A 20700-nucleotide genomic window follows, 5' to 3' on the forward strand; every position below is an offset into this window, starting at 1 on the left:
TTCGTCCTCAGTCGATGTGCAGCAGCGGCAGCTGTTCGGTGAAGGCCGGCTCGTCGGCTGCCTCCAGGCAGCGCAGGTCCAGCCACAGCGCGTCGTCATGCAGCCGGCCGATGACGGGGCGGGGCAGGCCGCGCAGGCCCGCTTCAAGCCGGGTGAGCTGGCGGCCGGCCTGGCGACCGTCGGCCGGATGCAGTCGCAGGCCCCAGCTGGGCAGGTTCTCCACGGGCAGGGCGCCGCTGCCGATCTGACTGTTCATCTCGGCGGTTTCCACCACATAGCGGCTGCCCAGCGCCTGCTGCACCAGCGGCTGCAGCGCCTGCGCGCGGGCCTGCATGTCGGCCTGGGGGCGCGTGAACAGGCGCAGCGTGGTCAGGCGCTCGGCCAGCTTTTCGGGGTGCAGGTACAGGCGCAGCGTGGGCTCCAGCGCGGCCAGGGTGAGCTTGCTCACGCGCAGCGCGCGCTTGAGCGGGTGTTTCTTGATGCGGGCGATCAGGTCCTTGCGGCCCACGATCAGGCCGGCCTGCGGACCGCCCAGCAGCTTGTCGCCACTGAAGGTGACGATGTCGGCGCCCGACTCGATGGTCTCGCGCACCGTGACCTCGTAGGGCAGGCCCCATTCGCGCAGATCGACCAGGGTGCCGCTGCCCAGGTCCACCACCATCTGCAGGCCGTGCGCGTGGGCAATGGATGCCACCTCGGCGTCGCTCACGGCCTTGGTGAAGCCGGTGATGGCGTAGTTGCTGCAATGCACCTTCATGAGCAGGCCGGTGTGTTCGCCGACAGCGCCTTCGTAGTCGCGCGCATGGGTACGGTTGGTGGTGCCCACCTCGACCAGGGTGGCGCCCGCGCGCGTCATCACGTCGGGGATGCGGAAGGCCCCGCCGATCTCCACCAGCTCGCCGCGCGAGACGATGACCTCGCGCCCGGCCGCCAGCGTGGCCAGGGTCAGCAGCACGGCGGCGGCGTTGTTGTTGACCACGGTGCAGGCCTCGGCGCCCGTGAGTTCGCAGACCAGGGATTCGATCAGGTCGTCGCGGTCGCCACGGCCGCCGTCCTCCAGGTCGTACTCCAGGTTGGCCGGCGCCGTCATGGCGGCCACCACGGCGTCCACGGCCTCCTGCGGCAGCAGGGCGCGGCCCAGGTTGGTGTGCAGCACCGTGCCCGTGAGGTTGAAGACCGTGCGCAGGCGGGGCGCAAAGCGCCGCGCCAGGCGAAGGCCTGCCGCCTGGATCACCTCAGTGATGCCGGGCGCGCCTGCATCGGGCTCGCCGGACCGCAGCCGCTCCTGCGCATCGGCCCGCATCTGTGCCAGTGTCTCGCGCACGGCCTGGGTGCAGGCATCGAGGCCGTGGCGCTCGCGCAGCGCGAGCATGTCGGCGCTCAGCAGCACCTTGTCCACGGCAGGCAGGCGCAGCGCGGGCGGGGTGGAGGAAGCGGCAGAGGTGGCGGCGGTATCGGTCATGGTGTGCGAAAGGGTCAGGCAGCAGGCTTGGCGGGGTCGATCAGCGCGTCGCCGGCCTCGTCCTGCTCCTCGGCAAAGGCCACGTAGAGCAGGGGATTGGCGCTGGCGCGCTCAAAGCGCGTCTCCTCGCCCATCAGCAGGTCCAGCATCAGCGAGGCCAGGTCGTCGGCCAGGGGCTCGGCCATGGGGTCCTTTTCCTGGTTGACCACCTTGCGGTAGCTGCCGCATTCCTCGCAGGTCTCGGCCAGCACGGTATCGCCGGCGCCATCGATGCCCTGGTACTCGACGCCCTTGGTCGACTCGCAGTGGGAGCACTTGACGCGCACCATGTGCCACTCCGTGCAGCAGGTGCCGCAGTGCAGGTAGCGATGGCCTGCGGCCTTGCCGCCAATGCGCAACACGCTGGCCACGGGCTCGCTGGCGCAGACGGGACAGATCGAGGCGGGATCGGTATAGGGCACGTCGCGTGCGTTCAGGCCGCTGGCGCGGGTGGCAAACACCACCTGTAGCGCAGCCATCACAAAGGGCGCCATGCCCACGTGGCGGGCCGCCACTTCCTTTTGCAGCAGCCGCTGCGCGATCTCGTCACGCCCGGCCGTGTCCAGCGCGCGCAGCTCCTGCAGCAGCGGCTGCAGCGGCGCTGGCAGGCCGTCGGCGCCCGACAGGGCATCGAGCATGCGGTCCAGCACGCCATGCCAGGCGGCATCGATATGGTCGGCGGCAGGCAGCAGCGGCATCGAATGCTCCTGCGCCCGCGCGATCAGCGCCGCATCGGGCTCGGCCAGCGTCAGCTGCCCGGCCGCCTTGGCTTGCGCGTCCACGATCTGCGCCACGAACCGCAGGTAGTCGGCAATCGGATTGCCCTCGGCCAGCTGCCGCAGCCGCGCCGCCCGCTCGACGAACAGCCCCGGCAACTGCGGCAGCAGCACGCGCGGAAAACTGGTGTGGTCCAGCGACTCGATATCGCCGGGTTGAAGAATGCGTTGCATTGGAATGAATCCCAAAAAAACAGCCGCCCGGATCGCTGGGCGGCTGGGTGCTCAGGCTGATGCCTAGTATGACGCCATGTCTGTGAAAACTGGCGCGGCCCAAGGCGAGGGGCACCGAGGAAGGGCCGTCCCGCACCGAGGGTGCCGTCCCCCTCCCTCGCGCAGCGAGTAGAGAGGGGGAAGCGGCGTAAGCCGCTCAGGGGGTGTCAGTCATTATCACCGGTCATCTTGCGATACCACCCCCGGTGGTGCTGCTTGGCCCAGGCCCGTGTCACCGTGCCGTACAGCATGGCGCGGATGGTGCCCCGGGTCCAGATGGCCGCGTACACGTGCATGATGATCAGGCCGATCATCCACACGCCCGCAATGGCGTGCACCACCGAGGCGGCGCGCACCACGTTGACGGGCAGCGTCCACCAGGCGCGCCACATGAGCGCGCCGGTCACGGTGATCGCCAGCATGCCGATGACCAGGCCCCAGAACAGCAGCTTCTGGCCGCCGTTGTACTTGCCCTGCTCGGGCATGTCGTGGTCGTCGCCGTCGATCATCTTGTTGACGTTCTTGAGCCACTCGATGTCGCGCGGCTCGACCACGTTCAGGCGCCAGAAGCGCAGCGCCATGATGATGAAGAACAGCGCCATCACCACCCCGATGTAGGGGTGCAGGATGCGTGTCCACGGCCCGCCGCCGAACAGCTGCGTGAGCGGGAAGAAGGCCGGGTGGAAGAACGCCAGGCCCGACAGCGCCAGCAGGATGAAGCAGATGCCGACCACCCAGTGGTTGGCACGCTCCGATGCGTTGTAGCGCACCAGGTCACGTGGGTTGCGTTTCATCGGCGGGCCTCCTTTTCAGCGGCTTCCTGGTCCTTGCGGTCCATTTCGTCTTCCAGTTCCTTGGACACGTCGTTCGGGCCCTTGGTGATGTAGTGGAACAGGCTGCCGACGGCAGCTGCGCCCAGCGCGGCCATGGCCAATGGCTTGGCCACGCCCTTCCACAGGGACACCATGGGGCTGATCTTCGGGTCGTCGGGCAGGCCCTTGTACAGCGAAGGCTTGTCCGCGTGATGCAGCACGTACATCACATGGGTGCCGCCCACGCCCTGCGGGTCATACAGGCCCGCCTCGGCATAGCCGCGCCGCCTGAGGTCGCCGATGCGGTGCTCGGCCTGGTCCTTCATCGCCTCCTTGGTGCCGAACATGATGGCGCCGGTGGGGCAGGTCTTGACACAGGCAGGCTCGCGGCCGACGGCCACGCGGTCCGAGCAGAGCGTGCACTTGTAGGCCTTGTGGTCCTTCTTGGAGATGCGCGGAATGTTGAACGGGCAGCCCGTGACGCAGTAGCCGCAGCCCACGCACTGGTCCTGCTGGAAGTCCACGATGCCGTTGCTGTACTGCACGATGGCGCCCGGCGAGGGGCAGGCCTTCAGGCAGCCCGGGTCCTCGCAGTGCATGCAGCCGTCCTTGCGGATCAGCCACTCCAGGTTGCCGGTCGCTTCGTTCTCGTACTCGGTAAAGCGCATGACGGTCCACGACTGATCCGTCAGATCGGTCGGGTTGTCATAGACGCCGGCCGCGCAGGTGCCGATTTCGTCGCGCAGGTCGTTCCACTCCATGCAGGCGGTCTGGCAGGCCTTGCACCCGATGCACTTGGAGACATCGATGAGCTTGGCCACCTCGCCGCTGTGCGTTTCGCGCGCACTGGGAGCAGGCGTCGTCGTGGCCGAGCGACGCTTGATATCGAGAGACATGGTTGATGACATCAGCTGCTCCTTAAACCTTTTCCACCTTCACAAGGAAGGTCTTGGATTCCGGGGTAAGGCTGTTGCCATCGCCCACCGATGCCGTCAGGTTGTTGGCCATGTAGCCCTTGCGGCCCGTCGACGAGAAGCCCCAGTGAATGGGCACGCCCACGTGGTGGATGGTCTTGCCATCGATCTTCATGGGCTTGATGCGCTTGGTCACCACGGCGGCGGCCTTGACGAAGCCGCGCTTGGAGCTGACCTTCACATGCTGGCCCGTCTCGATGCCCAGTTCCTTGGCCAGCGCCTCGCCGATTTCCACGAACTGCTCGGGCTGAACGATGTTGTTCAACTGAACGTGCTTGGTCCAATAGTGGAAGTGCTCGGTCAGGCGGTACGTCGTGCCCACATGCGGGAACTCGCTGGGCGAGCCTGCCGAATCCTTGGCGGAGTCGAAGATGCGGGCGGCCGGGTTGATGACAGCCAGCTTGTTGTCGGGATACATGGGGTTGTATCCCAGCGGGTTGTCGAAGGCCTCGTAGTGGGTGGGGAACGGTCCCTCGTTCATGCCCTTGCGGGCGAAGAAGCGCGCCACGCCCTCGGGGTTCATGATGAACGGATCGGTGGTCTCCGGCGGCATGGTCGGACCCATGTCGGGCACGTCGGCGCCGCCCCAGGCCTTGCCGTTCCAGCGGATCAGCGTGCGCTGGGGATTGAACGGCTGGCCGTTGCGGTCGCACGAGGCACGGTTGTAGAGCACGCGGCGGTTGGCCGGCCAGGCCCAGGCCCAGTTCAGCGTATTGCCTATGCCCGTAGGGTCGCTGTTGTCGCGTCGGGCCATCTGGTTGCCGGACGAGGTCCAGCAGCCAGCCCAGATCCAGCAGCCGCCCATCGTCGTGCCGTCGTCGCGCATCTCGCCGAAGCCGGCGAGCTGCTCGCCTGCCTTGCGGATGAGCTTGGTCGGGTCCTTGGGGTCGAACAGGTCCACCAGCGCGCGGCCGTTGTACTCCTTGGCGATCTCTTCCGAAGTCGGATGATCGGCATGGGCATACGGCCACCACAGCTTGGTGATCGGCTCGGGGAACTTGCCGCCGTCCTTCTCATAGGCCTGCTTCAGGCGCAGGTGCAGGGCCGACATGATGGCGATGTCGGTCTTGGCTTCGCCCGGGGGCTCGGCCGCCTTCCAGTGCCACTGCAGCACGCGCGAGGAACTGACGACGGCGCCGTCTTCCTCGGCAAAGCAGGTCGTGGGCAGGCGGAACACCTCGGTCTGGATGGATGCCGAATCCACGTCGTTGAACTCGCCGTGGTTCTTCCAGAACTCCGACGTTTCGGTGACCAGCGGGTCCATGATCACCAGGAACTTCAGCTTCTTGAGGCCTTCGCGCACATTGTTGCTGTTCGCAAGAGCCGCCAGCGGGTTGAAGCCCTGGGCGATGTAGCCGTTGATCTTGCCCTGCGCCATCATGTCGAACACCTGCAGCATGTCGTACTGCTTGTCCAGCTTGGGCAGGTAGTTGAAGGCCCAGTTGTTCTCGGCCGTGGCCGCCGGTCCCCACCAGGCCTTCATCAGGCTCACGTGGAACTTGGGCGTGTTCGACCAGTAGTTCATCTGGCCCGGGCGCATGGCCTTGGGCGTGCGCGCGTCGATGTACTTCTGGTAGTCCTGCTCGCCTTCGTTGGGCAGCGTCAGATAGCCTGGCAGCGAAGCCGACAGAATCCCCAGGTCCGTCAGGCCCTGGATGTTGGAGTGCCCGCGCAGCGCATTCATGCCGCCGCCGGCCACGCCGATGTTGCCCAGCAGAAGCTGCACCATGGCGCCCGTGCGCAGGATCTGCGCACCCGTGGTGTGCTGTGTCCAGCCCAGTGCGTACAGGATGGTTGCGGCGCGGCCCGGCACTGCCGTCGAGGCCAGCTTCTCGCACACATGCAGGAATTTTTCCTTGGGCGTGCCGCAGGCGCTCTCCACCTTCTCGGGCGTATAGCTGGCGTAGTGGCGCTTGAGCCATTGGTACACGCAGCGCGGATGCTGCAGGCTGGCGTCCACCTTCACGTAGCCGTCGGCGTCGAGTTCATAGTCCCAGCTGGACTTGTCGTACTTGCGGGTCTGCGGGTCGTAGCCCGAGAAGATGCCCTCGTCGAACGCAAACTCCTCCTTCACGATGTACGAGAAGTCGGTGTAGTTCCTCACGTACTCGTGATGGATCTTGTCGTTCGTCAGCAGATAGTTGATCACGCCACCCAGGAACACGATGTCCGAGCCCGACCGGATGGGGGCGTAGAAATCGGCCACGGAGGCGGAGCGGTTGAAGCGCGGATCGACCACCATGAAGTGCGCACCGTTGTGCTCCTTCGCTTCGGTCACCCACTTGAAACCGCAGGGATGTGCTTCAGCGGCATTGCCGCCCATGATCAGGATAACGTCCGCGTTCTTGATGTCGACCCAATGGTTCGTCATCGCTCCACGGCCAAACGTCGGGGCAAGACCTGCCACCGTCGGGCCGTGTCAGACACGTGCTTGGTTATCGAGTGCGAGCAGGCCCCAGGAGCGGGCCACCTTGTGTGTGACGTAGCCGGCTTCGTTGCTGGAGGCCGAGGCGGCCAGCATGCCGGTGGTCAGCCAGCGGTTCACCGTCTGGCCCTTGTCGTTTTGCTCGACGAAGTTCGCGTCGCGGTCGTCCTTGAGCAGCTTGGTGATGCGGGTCAGCGCCTCATCCCAGGACATGCGCTTCCACTCGGTGGAGCCGGGCGCGCGGTACTCGGGATACTTCAGGCGGTGCGGGCTGTGGACGAAGTCCAGCAGCGATGCGCCCTTGGGGCACAGCGTTCCGCGGTTGACGGGGTGGTCGGGATCTCCCTCGACGTGGATCACCGACAGCTTGGCGTTCTTGACGCCATCGCTCAGCGAATACATCAGGATACCGCAGCCTACCGAACAGTAGGTGCAGGTCTGGCGGGTGACCGTGGTGGCGGCCAGCTTGAACTGGCGCACTTCAGCCAGGGCGGCCGTGGGCGAGAAGCCCATCAACGCCAGGCTGGATCCGGCCAGAGTCGAACCAGTCACTTTCATGAACTGGCGTCTGGAGAATTGGACCATGTGGGGTACCTTCTAATAGAAATTGACGCTTGTAAGCAAATTCTACGAGTGCACCCCGAAAACAATCCGGGAAATAACCCTTAATCCCGAGTCGGCCTGTGCGGCATTCATGCGCGGCCTCCCCGCTGCGCCTTGCTGCGCGGGGCTTGCCGGCCCGGTGTCCGGCTGATTCATCAGTTGAATTGATTATCTGGTTTGAAGGCTTCGGATATTTTGTTTTATATCAATCCGGTATTCATTGGCTGGCTGAATGGCGTCGATCAATCCAGTCTATTGGGTGAATGCGAACCATTTGCGTCGATTGAATTGCCGAATGGGGTTTTTGGCCTCCCCCGGGAGCGGAGGCCGGGGTGGATCAGCGTGCCGGCGGGCCCGGATCGCGCGGGGCATGCTTGAGGCCCAGATCATCCGACGTCTGATATTCAGCATGCGCCAAACCCGTCTTGTTCACCGATGGGTTCACCGTTTGGGCCATTTGGCGGCGCCTTTCCTCATCCTGCAGCTGCATGCGCGTGAACATGTCCCAGATTGCCATGAACAGCGCCGCGATCACGGGTCCTATCACAAAACCCGTCAGTCCGAAGAGAGCCATGCCGCCCAGTGTCGAGATCAGCACGATGTAGTCGGGCATCTTGGTGTCCTTGCCCACCAGCAGCGGGCGCAGCACGTTGTCCACCAGTCCGATCACCAGCACGCCGTAGGCGATCAGGATCAGGCCCTTGCCCATGTCACCGGTGGCCAGGAAGTAGATGGCCACCGGTGCCCAGATCAGGCCGGCGCCCACAGCGGGCAGCAGCGACAGGAACGCCATCACCACGCCCCACAGCACGGGCCCCTGGATGCCCAGAATCCAGAAGATCAGCCCGCCCAGCGCGCCCTGGGCGGCCGCCACGGCCAGGTTGCCCTTGACGGTGGCGCGGATCACGGTGGTGAACTTGCTCGACAGCTCGGCCTTGTGATCGGACTGCAGCGGGATGGCCATGCGGATGCGCTGTGTCAGGTCGCGTCCGTCACGCAGCAGGAAGAACAGCAGGTACAGCATCACGCAGAAGCCGACCAGAAACCCGAAGGTGTTCTGGCCTATGCCCAGCGCCTTGGTGGCGGCCAGCTTGGAGGCCTGCATGGCGATGCTGGACAGCTTGTCCTGCAGCTCGGCCAGCGAACCCAGGTGCAACCGCTCCAGCCAGGGTGTGACCCAGGAGGGCAGGGCGTCCATGATCTGTTGCACATAGGTGCCTGCATCCAGGTTGCCGCTGTTGACGCGCTCATAGATCAACGAGGCCTCGCGCACCAGCGAGGCGCCGATCAGCGCCAGCGGCAGGATGGCCACCACCAGGCACAGCAGCAGGGTGGACAGGGCGGCGAGATTGGTGCGCCGTGGCATGCGCGCCAGCAGGCGCCGGTGCAGCGGCGAAAACAGGATGGCCAGGGCGACGCCCCAGAAGATGGCCCCCATGAACTCCCAGAGCACGGCACCGAAGCCTATGGTTGCCGCAATCAGCAGCAGCATGAAAGTGCGTTTGTGTAGGGGCAGCAGGTTCATCTGGCGGTCCGTTCGGAAGATGCGCCAATGTACGCGACTGCGGGAACTCCCGGAGAGTTCAGGTAATCACTTGGTAACTGCCCTGCTGCGATGTTTGAACGGTGGCACAATGGCGGTCGCAACCAGGCCCTTCCCCAGCCACAGTCGCATCCGCCAATCGGTACAGCCGTGTCGCGGAAGGTTCCACAAACCAGCTAATGCCTCCCTCAGGGAGGCTGAGGTCAGCGCAATATGAGCGATCAGACGTCGGTCTACCAAGCCTACCAAGGCAATACCTACCTCTTCGGCGGCAATGCCCCCTACGTCGAAGAAATGTACGAAAACTACCTGGCCAATCCCGGTAGCGTGCCGGATTCCTGGCGCGAGTACTTTGATGCACTGCAACATGTGCCCGCAGTCGATGGCACCGACGCCAAGGACGTTCCGCACCAGCCCGTCATCAACGCTTTCGCCGAGCGCGCCAAGCAAGGCGGCACCAAGGTGGTCGTGGCCTCCGGCGCCGACTCCGAGCTGGGCCGCAAGCGCACCGCCGTCCAGCAACTGATCGCCGCCTACCGCAATGTCGGCGCACGCTGGGCCGATCTGGACCCCCTCAAGCGCACCGAGCGCCCCGAAATTCCCGAGCTGGAGCCGTCGTTCTACGGCTTCACCGATGCCGACCAGGAAACGGTGTTCAACACGAGCAACACCTTCTTCGGCAAGGAAAGCATGTCCCTGCGCGAGCTGATGAACGCTCTGCGCGAAACCTACTGCGGCACCATCGGCTCCGAGTACATGTATGCCACGGACCAGACGCAAAAGCGCTGGTGGCAGCAAAAGCTGGAAACCAGCCGTACCAAGCCCAGCTTTGATGCCAGCCGGAAAAAGCGCATCCTCGACCGCCTGACGGCTGCCGAAGGCCTGGAACGCTACCTGCACACCAAGTACGTCGGCCAAAAGCGCTTCTCGCTGGAAGGTGGCGAGAGCTTCATCGTCGCCATGGACGAGCTGATCAACGCTGCCGGCCAGAAGGGCGTGCAGGAAGTCGTGATCGGCATGGCCCACCGCGGCCGCCTGAACGTGCTGGTCAACACCCTGGGCAAGATGCCCAAGGACCTGTTCGCCGAGTTCGACCACACTGCCCCCGAGGACCTGCCCGCCGGTGACGTGAAGTACCACCAGGGCTTCAGCTCCGACGTGTCCACCGCAGGCGGCCCCGTCCACCTGTCGCTGGCCTTCAACCCCTCGCACCTGGAAATCGTCAACCCCGTGGTCGAAGGTTCGGTGCGCTCGCGCATGGACCGCCGCGACGACCCGCACGGCAAGCAGGTGCTGCCCGTGCTGGTGCACGGCGATGCAGCCTTCGCCGGCCAGGGCGTGAACCAGGAAACCCTGGCGCTGGCCCAGACCCGTGGCTACACCACGGGCGGCACGGTGCACATCATCATCAACAACCAGATCGGCTTCACCACCTCCGATCCGCGCGACACCCGCTCCACGCTGTACTGCACCGACATCGTCAAGATGATCGAGTCGCCCGTGCTGCACGTCAACGGCGATGATCCGGAAGCCGTGGCGCTGGCCGTGCAGCTGGCCCTGGAGTTCCGCATGGAATTCTCCAAGGACGTGGTCGTGGACATCGTCTGCTTCCGCAAGCTGGGCCACAACGAGCAGGACACCCCCGCGCTGACCCAGCCGCTGATGTACAAGAAGATCGGCGCCCACCCTGGCACGCGCAAGCTGTACGCCGACAAGCTGGCCGCACAGGGCCTGGGCGAATCGCTGGGCGACGACATGGCCAAGGCCTACCGCGCCGCCATGGACGAAGGCCGCCACACCGTGGACCCGGTGCTGACCAACTTCAAGAGCAAGTACGCCGTGGACTGGAGCCCGTTCCTGGGCAAGACCTGGACGGACGCCGGCGATACCGCCATCCCGCTGACGGAATGGAAGCGCCTGGCCGAACGCATCACCACCATCCCCGAGACCGTGACGCCGCACGCGCTGGTCAAGAAGGTCTATGACGACCGCGCAGCCATGGGCCGCGGCGAAGTCAACGTGGACTGGGGCATGGGCGAGCACATGGCCTTCGCATCGCTGGTCGCATCGGGCTATCCCGTGCGCCTGTCGGGCGAGGACTGCGGCCGCGGCACCTTCACGCACCGCCACTCGGTCATCCATGACCAAAAGCGCGAGAAGTGGAGCGAAGGCACCTACATCCCGCTGCAGAACGTGGCCGACAGCCAGGCTCCGTTCACCGTCATCGACTCCATCCTGTCCGAAGAAGCCGTGCTGGGCTTCGAGTACGGCTATGCGTCGAACGACCCCAACACCCTGGTGATCTGGGAAGCCCAGTTCGGCGACTTCGCCAACGGCGCCCAGGTCGTGATCGACCAGTTCATCGCCTCCGGTGAAGTCAAGTGGGGCCGCATCAACGGCCTGACGCTGATGCTGCCGCACGGCTACGAAGGCCAGGGCCCCGAGCACAGCTCGGCCCGCCTGGAGCGCTTCATGCAGCTGGCCGCCGACGCCAACATGCAGATCGTGCAGCCGACCACGGCCAGCCAGATCTTCCACGTTCTGCGCCGCCAGATGGTGCGCCCGCTGCGCAAGCCGCTGGTCATCATGACCCCCAAGTCGCTGCTGCGCAACAAGGACGCCACCTCGCCGCTGTCCGAGTTCACCAGCGGCGGTTTCCAGACCGTGATCCCTGAGCAGGACGAAGCCGTCGTGAAGAACGCGGCCAAGGTCAAGCGCGTGATCGCATGCTCCGGCAAGGTCTACTACGACCTGGTCAAGAAGCGCACCGAGAAGGAAAGCAAGGACGTCGCCATCATCCGCGTCGAGCAGCTGTACCCCTTCCCGCACAAGGCTTTCGCCGCTGAACTGAAGAAGTTCGGCAACGCCACCGACATCGTCTGGTGCCAGGACGAGCCGCAGAACCAGGGCGCCTGGTTCTTCGTGCAGCACTACATCCACGAGAACATGCTCGATGGCCAGAAGCTGGGCTACTCCGGCCGCGCTGCCTCGGCATCGCCCGCCGTGGGTTACGCCCACCTGCACCAGGAGCAGCAAAAGGCCCTGGTGGAAGGCGCGTTCTCCAAGCTCAAGGGTTTTGTCCTGAACAAGTAAGGCAGCCCCCACCCGCTACGTATCAGTACAGAACACTTTTGGAAAGAATCACAAATGGCTATCGTTGAAGTCAAAGTTCCCCAGCTGTCCGAGTCCATCGCTGAGGCCACCATGCTGACCTGGAAGAAAAAGGCCGGCGAAGCGGTTGCAGTCGATGAGATCCTCATCGAGATCGAAACCGACAAGGTCGTGCTCGAAGTACCCGCGCCCGCCGCTGGCGTGCTGGCCGAGATCGTGCAAGGTGACGGCGCCACCGTGGTGGCCGAGCAGCTGATCGCCAAGATCGACACCGAAGGCGTGGCCGGTGTGGCCGCTGCCGCTCCTGCAGCCGCCCCCGCCGCTGCAGCCGCTCCCGCTGCAGCGCCCGCAGCTGCGGCCGCCACCGGTGGCAGCAAGGGTGATGTCGCCATGCCCGCCGCTGCCAAGCTGCTGGCCGAAAACAACCTGTCGGCCGCCGGCGTGGCTGGCTCCGGCAAGGATGGCCGCGTGACCAAGGGTGACGCGCTGGCCGCCATCAAGGGCGGCGTGCAGTCCACCGCTGCCGTCATTCCCACCGGCGTGCCCACCAAGGCGCTGCCCCAGGTGTCGGCTCCGTCCGCCAAGGAAGACCTCAGCGGCCGTCCCGAGCAGCGCGTGCCCATGAGCCGCCTGCGTGCCCGCGTGGCCGAGCGTCTGCTGCAGTCGCAGTCCACCAACGCCATCCTGACCACGTTCAATGAAGTGAACATGGCCCCGGTGATGGATCTGCGCAAGAAGTTCCAGGACGCCTTCACCAAGGAACATGGCACCAAGCTGGGCTTCATGTCCTTCTTCGTCAAGGCGGCCGTGCACGCCCTGAAGAAGTACCCGGTGCTCAACGCATCCGTGGACGGCAACGACATCGTCTACCACGGCTACTTCGACATCGGTATCGCCGTGGGTTCGCCCCGTGGCCTGGTGGTGCCCATCCTGCGCAATGCAGACCAGATGAGCTTCGCCGACATCGAAAAGAAGATTGCCGAATTCGGCAAGAAGGCTGCCGAAGGCAAGCTGGGCATTGAAGAAATGACCGGCGGCACCTTCTCCATCTCCAATGGCGGCACCTTCGGCTCGATGATGTCCACCCCCATCATCAACCCGCCCCAGTCGGCCATCCTGGGCGTGCACGCCACCAAGGACCGTGCCATGGTCGAGAACGGCCAGGTCGTGGTGCGCCCGATGAACTATCTGGCCATGTCCTATGACCACCGCATCATCGACGGCCGCGAAGCCGTGCTGGGCCTGGTGGCCATGAAGGACGCGCTGGAAGATCCTTCGCGCCTGCTGTTCGACCTGTAATTCCACAGGGTTCGACACGACGAAAACCCACCCTTGGCCGCGCGCCCTGCGGTGGGTTTTTTCATGCATCACAGACAAGAGATTCCTGAAATGAGCAAGCAATTCGACGTCATCGTCATCGGCGCGGGCCCTGGCGGCTACATCGCCGCCATCCGTGCCGCGCAACTGGGCTTCAACGTGGCCTGTATCGACGAGTGGAAGAACGCCGCCGGCGGCGCCGCTCCGGGCGGCACCTGCACCAACGTGGGCTGCATTCCCTCCAAGGCCCTGCTGCAGTCGTCCGAGCACTTCGAGCACGCCAACCTGCACTTTGCCGACCATGGCATCTCCACCGGCAAGGTCGAGATGGACGTGGCCAAGATGATCGCCCGCAAGGATGCGGTCGTGAAGCAGAACAACGACGGCATCCTGTACCTGTTCAAGAAGAACAAGGTCACGTTCTTCCACGGCCGTGGTTCCTTCGTCAAGGCCGTCGAAGGCGGCTACGAGATCAAGGTCGCCGGCAAGGAAGAGGAAGTGCTGACGGGCAAGCAGATCGTGGTGGCCACCGGCTCCAACGCCCGCGCTCTGCCCGGCGTGCCCTTCGATGAAGAGAACATCCTGTCCAACGACGGCGCCCTGCGCCTGGGCAAGGCCCCCAAGAAGCTGGCCCTGATCGGCGCCGGCGTGATCGGCCTGGAAATGGGCTCGGTATGGCGCCGTCTTGGCACCGAAGTCATCGTGCTCGAAGGCATGGACAAGTTCCTGCCCGCCGTGGACGAGCAGATCGCCAAGGAAGCCAAGAAGGCCTTCGACAAGCAGGGCCTGAAGATCGAGCTGGGCGTGAAGATCGGCGAAGTCAAGTCCGGCAAGAAGGGCGTGTCCATCGCCTACACCAACGCCAAGGGTGAAGCCCAGGCGCTGGAGGCTGACAAGCTCATCATCTCCATTGGCCGCACGGCCAACACCGCCGGCCTCAATGCCGAGGCGGTGGGCCTGGCCCTGGACGAGCGCGGCTGCATCGTGGTCGATGACGACTGCAAGACCAGCCTGCCCGGCGTCTGGGCCGTGGGCGACGTGGTGCGCGGCCCGATGCTGGCGCACAAGGCCGAGGAAGAGGCCGTGGCCGTGGCCGAGCGCATCGCCGGCCAGCATGGCCATGTGAACTTCGGCACCATCCCCTGGGTGATCTACACCAGCCCCGAAATCGCCTGGGTGGGCCGCACCGAGCAGCAACTGAAGGAGCAGGGCGTCAAGTACAAGGCCGGCACCTTCCCCTTCCTGGCCAACGGCCGTGCGCGCGCCCTGGGCGACACCACGGGCATGGTCAAGTTCCTGGCCGATGCCGAAACCGACGAGATCCTGGGCGTGCACATGGTCGGCCCCATGGTCTCGGAGCTGATCTCCGAAGCCGTTGTTGCCATGGAGTTCAAGGCATCGAGCGAAGACATCGCCCGCATCTGCCATGCCCACCCCTCGCTGTCCGAAGCTACCAAGGAGGCTGCCCTGGCAGTCGACAAGCGTACTCTGAACTTCTGAGTGCCAGGCTAGCCATCTAGCCAATCCGAGACCTGAAAGCGCTTGCTCTGCAAGCGCTTTCAGCTTCTGAATACATAGCAAATGGTTGATGCTGCATGAGCGTTTCAGTGCGAGAGGCCTACGAGGCCGAACTGGTAGCCAAGGGCTTTCACAGTGATCCTGCGCAACTGCGCGCCGTCGAGGCGCTGCAGCGCTGTGCCGACGACTGGACGGTCTACCGCCAGCGCCGCTCCAACGCCTTCAAGAAGCTCATCAACCATCCCGAGATCCCCCGTGGCGTCTACATGTACGGCGGGGTGGGGCGCGGCAAGAGCTTTCTCATGGACTGCTTCTTCAACGCCGTGCCGCTCAGGCGCAAGGTGCGCCTGCATTTCCATGAATTCATGCGCGAGGTCCACCGTGAACTCGCCGTGCTGCAGGGCACCCAGAACCCGCTGGACGTGCTGGGTGCGCGCATCTCCAAGAAGTACAAGCTGATCTGCTTCGATGAATTCCACGTGGCCGACATCACGGACGCGATGATCCTGCACCGGCTGCTGGTGTCGCTGTTCGCCAACGGCGTGGGCTTTGTCACCACCTCCAACTTCAAGCCCGACGAGCTGTACCCGGGCGGCCTGCACCGCGACCGCATCCTGCCGGCCATCGACCTGCTCAACGAGCGCATGGAAGTCGTCAACGTGGACAACGGCACGGACTACCGCCGCCGCACGCTGGAAAACGCCAGGCTCTACCACACGCCGCTGGGTGCCGAGGCCGATGCGGCCATGACCGAGACCTTCGACAAGCTGGCCGAGGTCAAGGACGAGGACCCGGTGCTGCACATCGAGGCGCGCGAGATCCGTGCGCGCCGCCGCGCCGGTGGCGTGGTCTGGTTCGACTTCCGCGAGCTGTGCGGCGGCCCGCGCTCGCAGAACGACTACCTGGAGATCGCAAGCCAGTTCCACACCGTGCTGCTGTCCGACGTGCCCTATATGCCGGTCAACATGGCGTCGCCCGCGCGGCGCTTCACCTGGCTGGTGGACGTGCTGTACGACCGCAGGGTCAAGCTGGTCATCTCGGCCGCCGTGCCGCCCGAGCAGCTTTACACTGAGGGCCCGCTGGCCCATGAGTTCCCCCGCACCGTCTCGCGCCTGAACGAGATGCAGTCCAAGGAATTCCTGGCGCTGGAGCGCCGCGTGGTGGATACCAGCCTGACCTGAGGCAGGTGGCCGCGCCTGGCGTCGTTTGCCGGACCTGTACATGCTGAAACTGCCCACCTCTGCTTTTGCCCTTGTGAAGAAACTGCCCGTTCCTTTGGGCGCCGCGCTGGCCTGCCTGGCCTTGGCGGGCCCGGCCGTGGCGGCCGATGCCGCGCGGGAGCCTGGCCAGGCGGCCAGGCAGGCCCAGGCCGAACGCAAGGCCGCGCGTGCCGACATCGCAGCCCAGCGCGCCGTCATCGAGCGCCGGCGCACGGCCCTGGAGTCCGAGTGCTACCAGCGCTTTGCCGTGGAAGACTGCCTCAAGCAGGCGCGCGAAGAGGCCCGTGAGCAGGATCGTCCGCTGCGCGAACGCGAGCTTCAGATCAACGACGAGGAGCGCAAGGAGCGCGCCGTCCAGCGCCTGGAAGACATCGAGGCCAAGAAGGCGCAGAAGGCAGCCTCCACCATGGAGGCCAAGGAACGGCCGCCGGCCGTGCAGCGCGATACCCAGGCCCTGCGCGCGCAGCGCGCCCAGGAGGCGCAGCAGCGCGCCGCCCAGCAGGCCAGCCACCAGCGCGAACGGCAGGCCCAGATGGAGCAGCGCCAGTCCGCCCAGGAGCAGGAGCGGCGCGCGGCATCGCGTGCGCAGTTCGAAGCCAAGCAGAAGGAAGCGGCCGAGCGCAAGGCCCGTGCCGCCGAAGCGGCCCGCGAGCGCGGTCCCCAGGCTGCGCCGCTGCCGGCGCCGCCTGCTCCCTGATCCTTTTTTTCTCTGCCACGCGCCAACAGGCCAACCGGGTGGGGGCTGGCGTGAGGGCCTGGATGCTCCAACCCCGGTTCAAGCCGTCTGGGCCGACTCCAGCGCCTCGAGCTTGAGCACCACCAAGGACAGGTTGTCGCCCCCGCCCTGGGCGCGCACGCGGGCCTTGTCGATGAGGAACTCCGTGGCCTCGCGCGGGGTGAGCGCGTTGAGCACGGTGCCCAGTTCCTCGGCCGTGTAGTAGTGCCAGACGCCATCGCTGCAGGCCATGAGGGTGGTGCCCGGATACACGCGCTCGATCACATGGTGGCTCATGGGCGGTTCGGCCTCGGTGCCCAGGCAGCCCAGCAGGATGTTGGACTTGGGGTGCACATGGGCCTCGAATTCGGTGAGCTCTCCCCGGTCCACCAGCGACTGCACATAGGAATGGTCCTTGGTGCGGTGGACCATGGTCGCGTCCTGGTAGTGGTAGATGCGCGAATCGCCCGAATGCACCCAGTGGCAGCGGCCCTGGGGCAGCAGGACGAAGGCAGCGATGGTGCTGTGCGGCTCCTGCTCGGCCGAAATGGCGGTCAGACGGATCACCGTGTGCGACTCGCGCACGATGCTCTCCAGCAGCGCTGTGCAGTCCTCCTTGCCCGGCTCGAAGCGCTCGAACAGCTGGCGCGCCGTGAGCATGACCTGGTCGGAGGCCTTGCGCCCGCCGCTGCGCCCGCCCATGCCGTCGGCCAGAACGCCCAGCAGGCAGCCGTGGACATACGGGTGGGCCATGAGCATCACCTGGTCTTGCTGGTATTGCCTGTCACCGCGATGGATGCCTGTGGCGGCTTGGAGTCGGTACGCTGGCTGCATGGTCTCTGGTTTGGTGGGCTCTTGGGGCGGCGGATGGGCACACCAGTGGCATGGCGCATATTATCGGAGCGCTGCCCCCGGTGCCGGCTCGCCCGGCTCCCGTGGCGCTGTCTTTTTCAACAACCGGACCTGTCCTGTGCATTCCCTGACCGCCGCCGTGCAGGCGGCCTTCGCCCCGCAAGGCCTGCTGTCGCGCGCCGAGGCGCAGTTCCTGCCGCGTGAAGGCCAGACCCGCATGGCCCTGGCCGTGGCCCAGGCCATCGAAGAGCGCCAGACCCTGGTCGTGGAGGCCGGCACGGGCGTGGGCAAGACCTATGCCTATCTGGTGCCGGCCCTGCTCAGCGGCCAGCGCGTGCTGGTGTCCACGGCCACGCGTGCGCTGCAGGATCAATTGTTCGCACGGGATCTGCCGCGTCTGGTGGCCGCCCTGGGCATGCCGCTGCGCATGGCGCGCCTCAAGGGGCGCAGCGCCTACCTGTGCCTGGAGCGGCTGGAGCGCGTGCGCCAGGGCCGCACGGCGCCGCAGGACCCGCAGGTGCTGCGCAGCGTGGCCCTGGTCGAGCGCTGGGCGCGCACCACGCGCACAGGTGACCTGGGCGAGCTGCCCGCGCTGGACGAGCGCTCGCCCGCGCTGCCCCTGGTCACCTCCACGCGCGACAACTGCCTGGGCTCGGACTGCCCGCACTGGCAGGACTGCCATGTCAACGTGGCCCGCCGCACCGCGCTGGACGCCGACGTGGTGGTCATCAACCACCATCTGATGTTTGCCGACCTCGACGTGCGCGATTCGGGTGTGGCCCAACTGCTGCCCAGCGCGGGCGTGGTGGTGGTGGACGAGGCCCACCAGCTCAACGACACCGGCGTGCAGTTCGCTGGCCTGAGCCTGTCGGGCCAGCAATTGACGGGCTATGCCCGCGATGTGCTGCGCGCCGGCCAGGAACTGGCACGCGGCATGGCCGACTGGATGATGCTCTCGGCGCGTGTGGAGCAGGCACTGCGCGAGCTGCGCCTGGCCGCAGGCAAGCCCCCTGTGGGCGGACGTCTGTCCTGGCAGGGCGTGACGCCGCAGGGATTGGACGCCCAGAGCTGGCGCACGGCCCTGGTCACGCTGGGGCGCAGCCTGCGGGCGCTGGTGGAGCCGCTGGTGCAATTGCAGGTCAGCGATCCCGAACTGCGCAGGCTGCTCGAGCGCGGCAGTGAACTGCTGCGGCGCCTGGCCACCTTCGCGGCGGCGGCCGTGCAAGACACGGTGCGCTGGCTGGAGCTGGGCAGCCAGCAGATGCGCATGCTGGAGTCTCCGCTGACCATTGCACACATCATGCGCACGCGGCTGCTGGGTCCGACGCAAGCGCAAGAGCAAGAGCATCAGGAAGGAAGCGGGCAAGACGCCGAGCCGCAGGAAAACGCACCCACCGCCTGGATCTTCACCTCTGCCACGCTGGGCGACGACGAGCGGCTGAGCTGGTTCACCGAGCCCTGCGGACTGCGAGAGGCCCAGGTGCTGCGCGTGGACAGCCCCTTCGACTATGCGCGGCAGGCGGCGCTTTATGTGCCGCGGCCTTTTGCCGAGGCAGGAAGCCCGGCCCACAGCGCCGAGGTGGCACGCCTGGCGCTGGACGCGGCCCAGCGCCTGGGCGGCCGCACTCTTGTGCTGACCACCACGCTGCGTGCCCTGCACGCCATAGGCGACACGCTGCAGCAGTCGCTGGGGCTGTTCGGTGAACTCGATGTGCTGGTCCAGGGGCAGGCGCCCAAGCTGACCTTGATCGAGCGCTTTGTTGCAGCGGGCGAAGGCAAGGGCGCCAGCGCGGGGCGCGGCTGCATTCTCGTGGCATCGGCCACTTTCTGGGAAGGGGTGGATTTGCCTGGCGATGCGCTGCAGCTGGTGGTCATCGACAAGCTGCCGTTTCCGCCGCCCGACGATCCGCTGGTCGAGGCGCGTTCGCGCAGTCTGGAATCCGTGGGCCGGCAGGCCTTTGCCGACTACATGCTGCCCGAGGCCGCGATGGCGCTCAAGCAGGGCGCCGGGCGCCTCATCCGGCGCGAGACGGATCGCGGCGTGCTTGTGGTCTGCGATCCCAGATTGACCGCCAAGGGTTATGGGCGGCGGCTGCGCGCTGCGCTGCCGCCCATGCGGACCCTGGAGGACGAGGCGGCCTTTGTTCAGGCCCTGCAGGCGCTGGCGCAGCCTGCGCCGCAGGTCACCACAGTTTCCACCACGACTTCTGCTTTGCCGTGACGTCCTTGTCGGCGTCCTGGCCGTACGAGGCGGTCAGCACGCGCTGCGCATCGTCACGCAGCTGGGTCATGCCCAGTGCATCGTATGAGTTCACCAGGATCTGCATGGCCTCGCGCACGGCGGGCACGCCCTGGTAGTCCTTGACGGCGGTCTGCGCACGTGCGATGGCGGCCACGTAGGCGCCGCGTCCGTAGTAGTAGCGGGCCACATGGACTTCGTACTGCGCCAGCGAGTTGACGATGTACTGCATGCGCAGCCGCGAGTCTTCGGCGTAGCGCGACTCGGGGAAGCGCGTCACCAGCTCGCGGAATGACTCGAAGGAGTCCTTGGCGGCCTTCTGGTCGCGCTCGGACAGATCCTGGCGCGACAGCCAGGAGAACATGCCCAGGTTGTCATTGAAGTTGACCAGGCCCTTGAGGTACAGGGCGTAGTCGGTGGCGGGGCTGGCCGGGTGCAGCTTCAGGAAGCGGTCCAGCGTGGCCGTGGCCTGGACCTTGTCGCCGCTCTTGTACTGGGCATAGGCCTTGTCGAGCTGGGCCTGCTGGGCCAGGGGCGTGCCGGCGGCACGGCCTTCGAGCTTCTCGAACAGCGGAACGGCCTTGTCGAACGCACCGGACGCGGCTTCGTCGCGCGCCTCGGTATAGATGCGGTCCGGGGTCCACTTGGCAGTAGGGTCTTGTTGCGTACTGGAGCAGGCTGTCAGGACGCCTGCGACCAGCACGGCGGGAACGATGGACAGGGGAATACGCTGCATGGTGGACGTTTCTCGGGCAATCGAAGGGCGGTGAGAGGGTGGGCGGGCAGGGATGCGGGCCGCGCTGAGGGGCCGCATGAAGCCTGATTTTCCCGCAACCGGGCCGAGGCATTGTAACGGCCTGCGATGCCCGCCCCGCAGGCGG

The 20700-nt window shown here is 65.9% G+C and carries 14 protein-coding genes; 6 read left to right on the forward strand and 8 right to left on the reverse strand.

Annotated elements, in window-relative coordinates:
- Positions 1–7: 7 nt before the first annotated feature.
- The 6 genes from selA to ACN20X_RS16395 form a co-directional block, all read right to left on the reverse strand.
- Complete coding sequence (gene selA / locus ACN20X_RS16370; RefSeq protein ID WP_016454848.1) at positions 8–1462, reverse strand: L-seryl-tRNA(Sec) selenium transferase; 1455 nt, start codon at positions 1460–1462, stop codon at positions 8–10.
- A 14-nt stretch (positions 1463–1476) separates the two neighbouring features.
- On the reverse strand, positions 1477–2451 hold the full coding sequence (gene fdhE / locus ACN20X_RS16375; protein WP_016454847.1) for a formate dehydrogenase accessory protein FdhE: 975 nt from the start codon (positions 2449–2451) through the stop codon (positions 1477–1479).
- Positions 2452–2657: 206 nt separating this feature from the next.
- Positions 2658–3284: a formate dehydrogenase subunit gamma gene (locus ACN20X_RS16380; protein ID WP_012205324.1), complete on the reverse strand. Its 627-nt coding sequence runs from the start codon at positions 3282–3284 to the stop codon at positions 2658–2660.
- Complete coding sequence (gene fdxH / locus ACN20X_RS16385; RefSeq protein WP_016454846.1) at positions 3281–4210, reverse strand: formate dehydrogenase subunit beta; 930 nt, start codon at positions 4208–4210, stop codon at positions 3281–3283. The genes ACN20X_RS16380 and fdxH overlap by 4 nt, the downstream gene beginning before the upstream one ends.
- Before the next feature lie 10 nt (positions 4211–4220).
- The gene (fdnG, locus tag ACN20X_RS16390; RefSeq protein ID WP_080650104.1) at positions 4221–7286 is read right to left on the reverse strand and encodes a formate dehydrogenase-N subunit alpha; all 3066 of its coding nucleotides are present in this window, start codon (positions 7284–7286) and stop codon (positions 4221–4223) included.
- 355 nt (positions 7287–7641) lie between these two features.
- Entirely contained in the window at positions 7642–8829 is a 1188-nt protein-coding gene (locus ACN20X_RS16395; RefSeq protein ID WP_016446855.1) for an AI-2E family transporter, read from the reverse strand.
- 231 nt (positions 8830–9060) lie between these two features.
- On the opposite strand from ACN20X_RS16395, the gene ACN20X_RS16400 reads away from it, so the two are divergent.
- The 5 genes from ACN20X_RS16400 (at position 9061) to ACN20X_RS16420 (ending at position 16710) form a co-directional block, all read left to right on the forward strand.
- The gene (locus ACN20X_RS16400; RefSeq protein ID WP_016446856.1) at positions 9061–11940 is read left to right on the forward strand and encodes a 2-oxoglutarate dehydrogenase E1 component; all 2880 of its coding nucleotides are present in this window, start codon (positions 9061–9063) and stop codon (positions 11938–11940) included.
- A gap of 54 nt (positions 11941–11994) precedes the next feature.
- Positions 11995–13257, forward strand: coding sequence for a 2-oxoglutarate dehydrogenase complex dihydrolipoyllysine-residue succinyltransferase (gene odhB, locus ACN20X_RS16405; RefSeq protein ID WP_016454845.1), 1263 nt, complete (start codon positions 11995–11997; stop codon positions 13255–13257).
- A gap of 90 nt (positions 13258–13347) precedes the next feature.
- Positions 13348–14775 carry a dihydrolipoyl dehydrogenase gene (lpdA, locus tag ACN20X_RS16410; protein WP_016446858.1) on the forward strand — a complete coding sequence of 476 codons (1428 nt, stop codon included), beginning with the start codon at positions 13348–13350 and terminating at the stop codon, positions 14773–14775.
- Positions 14776–14870: 95 nt separating this feature from the next.
- On the forward strand, positions 14871–15974 hold the full coding sequence (gene zapE / locus ACN20X_RS16415; RefSeq protein WP_016446859.1) for a cell division protein ZapE: 1104 nt from the start codon (positions 14871–14873) through the stop codon (positions 15972–15974).
- 40 nt (positions 15975–16014) lie between these two features.
- Positions 16015–16710, forward strand: a complete 696-nt coding sequence (locus ACN20X_RS16420; protein WP_016454844.1) for a hypothetical protein — start codon at positions 16015–16017, stop codon at positions 16708–16710.
- A gap of 78 nt (positions 16711–16788) precedes the next feature.
- Here the strand turns inward: ACN20X_RS16420 and ACN20X_RS16425 are convergent, their stop codons facing one another.
- Positions 16789–17562 (reverse strand): PP2C family protein-serine/threonine phosphatase, encoded by a 774-nt coding sequence (locus ACN20X_RS16425; RefSeq protein ID WP_026062214.1) that lies wholly within the window; start codon positions 17560–17562, stop codon positions 16789–16791.
- Positions 17563–17698: 136 nt separating this feature from the next.
- Between ACN20X_RS16425 and ACN20X_RS16430 the strand changes: the two genes are divergently transcribed.
- Positions 17699–19801, forward strand: coding sequence for an ATP-dependent DNA helicase (locus ACN20X_RS16430; RefSeq protein WP_473209617.1), 2103 nt, complete (start codon positions 17699–17701; stop codon positions 19799–19801).
- Here ACN20X_RS16430 and ACN20X_RS16435 read toward each other — a convergent pair.
- Entirely contained in the window at positions 19764–20555 is a 792-nt protein-coding gene (locus ACN20X_RS16435; RefSeq protein ID WP_016446863.1) for an outer membrane protein assembly factor BamD, read from the reverse strand. The two genes, ACN20X_RS16430 and ACN20X_RS16435, sit on opposite strands and share 38 nt — an antisense overlap.
- Between the last annotated feature and the right edge of the window lie 145 nt (positions 20556–20700).

The organism is Delftia sp. PX-1 (genome assembly GCF_055797465.1).